The 4,656-nt window shown below is 72.8% G+C and carries 6 protein-coding genes; 2 read left to right on the top strand and 4 right to left on the bottom strand.

What is annotated here, in order from left to right:
• Positions 1 to 326: 326 nt before the first annotated feature.
• Both D7X55_RS36140 and rsfS read right to left on the bottom strand, forming a co-directional pair.
• Entirely contained in the window at positions 327 to 791 is a 465-nt protein-coding gene (locus tag D7X55_RS36140; protein WP_014394001.1) for a 23S rRNA (pseudouridine(1915)-N(3))-methyltransferase RlmH, read from the bottom strand.
• Positions 792 to 795: 4 nt separating this feature from the next.
• Positions 796 to 1,341: a ribosome silencing factor gene (gene rsfS / locus D7X55_RS44280; RefSeq protein ID WP_199747304.1), complete on the bottom strand. Its 546-nt coding sequence runs from the start codon at positions 1,339 to 1,341 to the stop codon at positions 796 to 798.
• A 61-nt stretch (positions 1,342 to 1,402) separates the two neighbouring features.
• Here rsfS and D7X55_RS36125 point away from each other — a divergent pair, with 61 nt between their 5' ends.
• Positions 1,403 to 1,717, top strand: coding sequence for a tetratricopeptide repeat protein (locus tag D7X55_RS36125; protein WP_121725409.1), 315 nt, complete (start codon positions 1,403 to 1,405; stop codon positions 1,715 to 1,717).
• 21 nt (positions 1,718 to 1,738) lie between these two features.
• On the opposite strand, the gene D7X55_RS36120 is transcribed toward D7X55_RS36125, so the two are convergent.
• Positions 1,739 to 2,809, bottom strand: a complete 1,071-nt coding sequence (locus tag D7X55_RS36120) for a hypothetical protein (RefSeq protein WP_167510922.1) — start codon at positions 2,807 to 2,809, stop codon at positions 1,739 to 1,741.
• Positions 2,810 to 2,930: 121 nt separating this feature from the next.
• On the opposite strand from D7X55_RS36120, the gene D7X55_RS36115 reads away from it, so the two are divergent.
• Complete coding sequence (locus tag D7X55_RS36115) at positions 2,931 to 3,473, top strand: hypothetical protein (protein WP_199747303.1); 543 nt, start codon at positions 2,931 to 2,933, stop codon at positions 3,471 to 3,473.
• A 21-nt stretch (positions 3,474 to 3,494) separates the two neighbouring features.
• Here D7X55_RS36115 and D7X55_RS36110 read toward each other — a convergent pair whose 3' ends face one another.
• Positions 3,495 to 4,544, bottom strand: a complete 1,050-nt coding sequence (locus D7X55_RS36110; RefSeq protein WP_121725408.1) for a TetR family transcriptional regulator — start codon at positions 4,542 to 4,544, stop codon at positions 3,495 to 3,497.
• Positions 4,545 to 4,656 lie beyond the last annotated feature (112 nt).

Below are 4,656 nucleotides of genomic sequence, written 5' to 3'. Positions count from 1 at the left end.
TACACCTATTAAGTCGTCGGCAGCGTCAGATGTTTATAAGAGACAGGTGGAAGCCCTCGGACTCGAAGGCCGCGCCCACCGGAGCGCCCTTGCCGGGGTGCAGGTCCGGCAGGCCCACCGCGAGCCGCATGCCGGGCAGGCGCGACACGGCCTCCAGCTGGCGGACGGCCTCGCCCTCCACCCAGGACTGGGGCGAGGCGATGATGCGCACGGTCGCGGCCGTGGAGGTTTCAGAAGAAGGCGTGTTCATGATGGGCGCTCCCGACGCGGGCGCTCCACGCCCCCTGACGCCTCCGGAGCCTGGGCCCCTGAGTCTGCCCGGCCGCCTACTTGTGGTAGGGCTCGCCCTTCAGGATGGTGAACGCGCGGTAGAGCTGCTCGATGAGCACCACGCGCGCCAGCCGGTGGGGCAGCGTCATCCGCGACAGCGACATCACCTGATGCGCCGCGCCGCGCACCGAGTCATCCAGCCCCTCGTCCCCGCCAATGACGAAGAGCAGGTCCTTCGAGCCCGTCTGCGCCTTGGCGACGTAGCGGGCAAGCTCCACCGAGTCCAGCAGCGTGCCGCGCTCGTCCAGCGCGACAATCCAGTCCTGCGGCTTGCGCTTGCCCAGGATGGCCGCGGCCTCCGCGGACTTCGCCTCCCCGGGCTTGAGCTTGCGCCCCGACGCTTCGTTCAGCTCCAGCAGCTCGAAGCGCGTGTAGTGCTCGAGCCGCCGCGCGTACTCCTGCACGGCGGGCTCGAACAGGCCGGAGCGGTCCTTGCCAATGGAGAGGAGGCGGACCTTCACGGGACTAGGACAGCTTCTCCCGGGGCGCGTCCGCCCACAGTCCGTCCAGGTCGTAGAAGGCGCGCACCTCGCCGTTGAACAGGTGCGCCACGACGTCGTCGTAATCCAGCAGCACCCACTGGCCCGTCTCCAGGCCCTCGGTGCTGATGGGGCGCAGCGGCTGCGCCTCCTGCTTGAGCTGCACCTGGACGTTCTCCGCCATGGCGCTCACCTGGCGGTCGCTCTCGCCGGAGGCGATGACGATGTAGTCCGCGTAGGACGTCATCCCGCGCATGTCGAGGATGACGACGTCCGTGGCCTTCTTGTCCAGCAGCAGGTTGCCAATGCGGCGCGCCAGCTCACGCGCCTTCGCGTTCTCAGCCGGCTTGGGAAGCGGGGGCGGGGCGGCGGGCTTCGGCGCCTTCTTGCGCGCGGCGGCGGTCTTCTTGCGCGGCGGCGGACGCACGCCCGGCTTCGCCTTCTTGGCGGCCGTCTTCTTGCGGGCCGGAGCCCGGGTCGCGCTCTTCGCCTTCGGCTTCTTGGATGCGGGGGTCTTCTTCTTCGTGGCCATGTGGCGGATACCCTATCGCACCCTTGGCAAGCTTCCAGCGCTCCTCTAATGGGTTCCGTCCATGAGCGACGCCCGCCTGGAGCAGTTCAAGAAGATGACGGTCCAGTTCCCGGAGGCCCCCATGGCCTGGTTCTCCCTGGGGAAGCTCCACCTGGAACGCAAGGAGTACGACAGCGCCATCCAGAGCCTGGAGGCCGCCGTCCGCCTGGACCCGAAGTACGCCGCCGCCCTCGTCTCCCTCGGGGACGCCTACGCGGGGGCCGGCCAGCCGCAGAAGGCCAGGGAGGTGCTCACCACCGCCCGGGACCACGCGCTCGCCCAGCAGCATCCCAGCCTGGCCGAGGAAATCGACGAGCGCATCGCCGACCTGGACTGACGGTGCTCCGGAGCCGGGCTCCTAGTCCTGGTCCCGCCAGGTGAAGCCCACGCCGAACACCTGGCGCGTGTAGCGCAGGCCGTTGCGCGGCAGGCGCGTGCTCCACAGGCCCCAGGACACTTCCAAATCCACGCGGGCGGAGACGGGCCGGGCCAGCTTGAGGGACAGCGAGTTCTGCCCCTCGTCCTCCTCCACCAGGATGATCTCCGGCGACAGGAAGATGCCGTCCGGGTAGCGCGACAGGCCCAGCGTCCCCTGCGCCAGGAGCGTCACCCGCCAGGGCAGCCGCACCCCGGCGCTGCCCACCAGCCGGTGTCGCAGCGCCGTCTCTCCGAAGCTGTTGGAGCTGACCTCCTGGAAGGCATACGTGAGCGACAGCTTCACCGGCCCCCGGTACGTCCAGCCCGCGCCCGCCGTCAGCGCGCCGTCCTGCCGCCGCACGGGGGCCGGGCTGACGCCCGGGAAGGGCCGGGCGAAGGGGCCGTAGCGGCGCGAGCCCCAATCCCCAAACACACTCAGCGTGTGGCGCGGGGTGAGCCGGTAGCGGCCCAGCACGCCCACCTCCGGGCCGCCGAAGTCGGCCGTGTGGTCCGGGCGGTAGACGAAGCGGCGGGCGCCCAGGCGCAGGCGCAGGGCCAGGCGCACGTCCGGGGCGTACTCGGCGAAGAGGCTGGCGCCCAGGTCCGAGTACGCGCGGCTGCCGCCCCGCCGGTCCTTGGCGTGGCCTTCGGCGCCCACGCCCCACTCGGTGCCCAGCGCGAAGGAGCCCTCCAGCGCGCCCGCCTGCACCAGCGTGTCCTCGTTGCCGTAGGCCACGTACTTGCGCGCGCCCAGCTCGTAGCGGCCCACCACCTGGGAGCGCTCGCCGGTGCCCCGGCCTTCCGCCACGCCCAGCACGCTCATCGCCAGGTCCGCGCCGGGGCCGGACGTGGCGCCGTCGGAGAAGTCGCGCGGGGCGTTGCTGTCCACCAGCAGCCGGCCGGTGCCCCGGAGCGAGCCCTCCCACTCGGCCGCGCGCGCACCCGGGCCCCACGGGAGGCTGAGGGCCAGGAGGAGCGGGAGGAGGCGGCGGTCCAAGACGCCGCGCACCATACCCCGGCCCGGGGGCATGCCCACGCTCGCAAGTGCCCTGGACGGCCGCGTCGTCCCGGGGACAGCCGGGGAGCGCCCACGGTCGGTGACGCCGCACCCGGCCGCCCGGTACATTGCGGCCATGTCTTACGCGTCCTTCCTCGCGGTGGCGACCGGCCTGTCGCTCTGCGCCTGTTCCGCGGCGTCCTTCACCACGGAGGTCCAGGGGGAGGCGACGGTGCCCGCGAGCCCCGCCGGCACCCCCACGCTCCTCAACGCGTTCCCCTCCATCAGCAGCTTCGCCGCGCTGGACTTCAACGAGAACCAGGACTTCAAGAACCGCGACGTCACCAAGGACGAGGTGACGCGCGTGCAGGTGAAGTCGATGACGCTCAAGGTCCTGAGCCCCAATGACCAGGACTTCGGCTTCCTGGACTCGCTGGAGGCCGTGGCCCGCGCGGGCAACTCCGAGTCGCGCTTCGCGTCCCGCGACGGCATCGCGCGCCTGGGCCTGAGCCCGCCCAACCCCACGGTGGGGCTGAACACGGACGGCAGCCTGGACCTGAGGCCCTACGTGGCCGCGCCCAGCATGGCCATCATCCTGCGCGGCACGGGGCGCCTGCCGGAGCGCGAGGTGCGCGTGCAGGCCACGGTGGTGCTGGAGGTGGAGGGCGGCCTGCTGTAGCGGCTGCGCGGCGGTGTCGCGTCAGGGCGCCAGCGTCTTCGCGCGCTGCTCCAGCGCGCCCGCGCGCCCGTCCAGGTCGCGCGCCAGGGACTCCAGCCGCGCGGCCTCCTGCTCCAGCGAGGACAGGTCCTCCGGGCCGCCCGCTGCCAGCGCCTGGGCGCGCACCGGGTCCACCTGGGGCCGGCGGTCGCTGGCGGTGGCGCTGACGGACGGGGCCAGCCCGCCCGCGGGAGTCCCGCCGGTTCCCCCTCCGACGGAAGGGTCGCCCGAGTAGTTCGGCGCCTCCGCGGAGTCGCCCACGGTCACATCCTGAAACCGGCCGCCGCCCCGCTGGGTGGGCGCCACCTGCAGGCCCCGGTCGCCCGCCGTGCGCAGGCGCAGGCGGCGGTCCTGGTCGTCGAACATGGACTCCTCGCCCAGGAAGTCGTTCATGCGGCGGTCCAGGTCGCGCTCCTCGCGCACCTCCGTGATGCGCGCCTTCAGCGCCTGGAGCCGCTGGCGCACCTTGTCCTGGGTGTCGCGCAGCGCGTCCGCCTGCGCGAGCAGGTCCTCCGGATCATCCCCGCGCGCCGAGCCATCCAGCGCCGGCACCTGGGAGGCGGGCAGCGCCGCGCGCACGGCCTCGCGCTCGCCGCGCACGGAGCGCATCTGCTCCAGAAGCCGCGCGCGCTGCGTCCGGTCCGTCGTCGCGTCCCACGCCGCGCGCAGCCGCGTCAGCTCCTGGGACAGCGCGCCGTGCAGCGCCAGATGCGCGCGCTCCACCTCGCCGTCCGCGCCGGACACCGACTGCGCCAGCCCCGTCAGCTCCCCGCTCAGCTCCTGCGAGCGGCGCAGCGCGGACTCCAGTTCGCCGCCCGGCGTGAGCTTCCCCTGACGCTGGGCCTTGAGCGCTTCGATGCGCGCGGCCAGGCCGTTGAGCTCGTCGCGCAGTCCCTGCTGACGGGTGCGCAGGCCGCGGGCCTCCGTGCGCGCGGACTGCGCCTTCGCGCGCGCCTCCTCCAGGCCGGACGCCGCCCCGGCGGGAGCAGCCACGAACAGGCACAGGAGGAGGGGGAGGGCACGCAGCTTCATCGGGGGAACACATTCAGCAAGGCGGATGCCAGTCCTTCCCTCCTACCCCGTTCCCCCACCCGACGGAAAGCGCCGTGGTTCCGGGCACCTGCACGGGCAGGGTGGCTGTCTC

Origin of the sequence: Corallococcus sp. AB049A, from assembly GCF_003668885.1 — a bacterium.
Classification (GTDB): Bacteria; Myxococcota; Myxococcia; order Myxococcales; family Myxococcaceae; genus Corallococcus; species Corallococcus interemptor.
This window is presented reverse-complemented; position numbering and strand designations above follow the sequence as displayed.

Bases quoted from the DNA above. Each gene is read 5' to 3' on its own strand.
- rsfS (WP_199747304.1), bottom strand. From the start codon at position 1,341: ATGGCCACGAAGAAGAAGACCCCCGCATCCAAGAAGCCGAAGGCGAAG.
- D7X55_RS36125 (WP_121725409.1), top strand. From the start codon at position 1,403: ATGAGCGACGCCCGCCTGGAGCAGTTCAAGAAGATGACGGTCCAGTTC.
- D7X55_RS36120 (WP_167510922.1), bottom strand. From the start codon at position 2,809: ATGGTGCGCGGCGTCTTGGACCGCCGCCTCCTCCCGCTCCTCCTGGCC.
- D7X55_RS36115 (WP_199747303.1), top strand. From the start codon at position 2,931: ATGTCTTACGCGTCCTTCCTCGCGGTGGCGACCGGCCTGTCGCTCTGC.
- D7X55_RS36110 (WP_121725408.1), bottom strand. From the start codon at position 4,544: ATGAAGCTGCGTGCCCTCCCCCTCCTCCTGTGCCTGTTCGTGGCTGCT.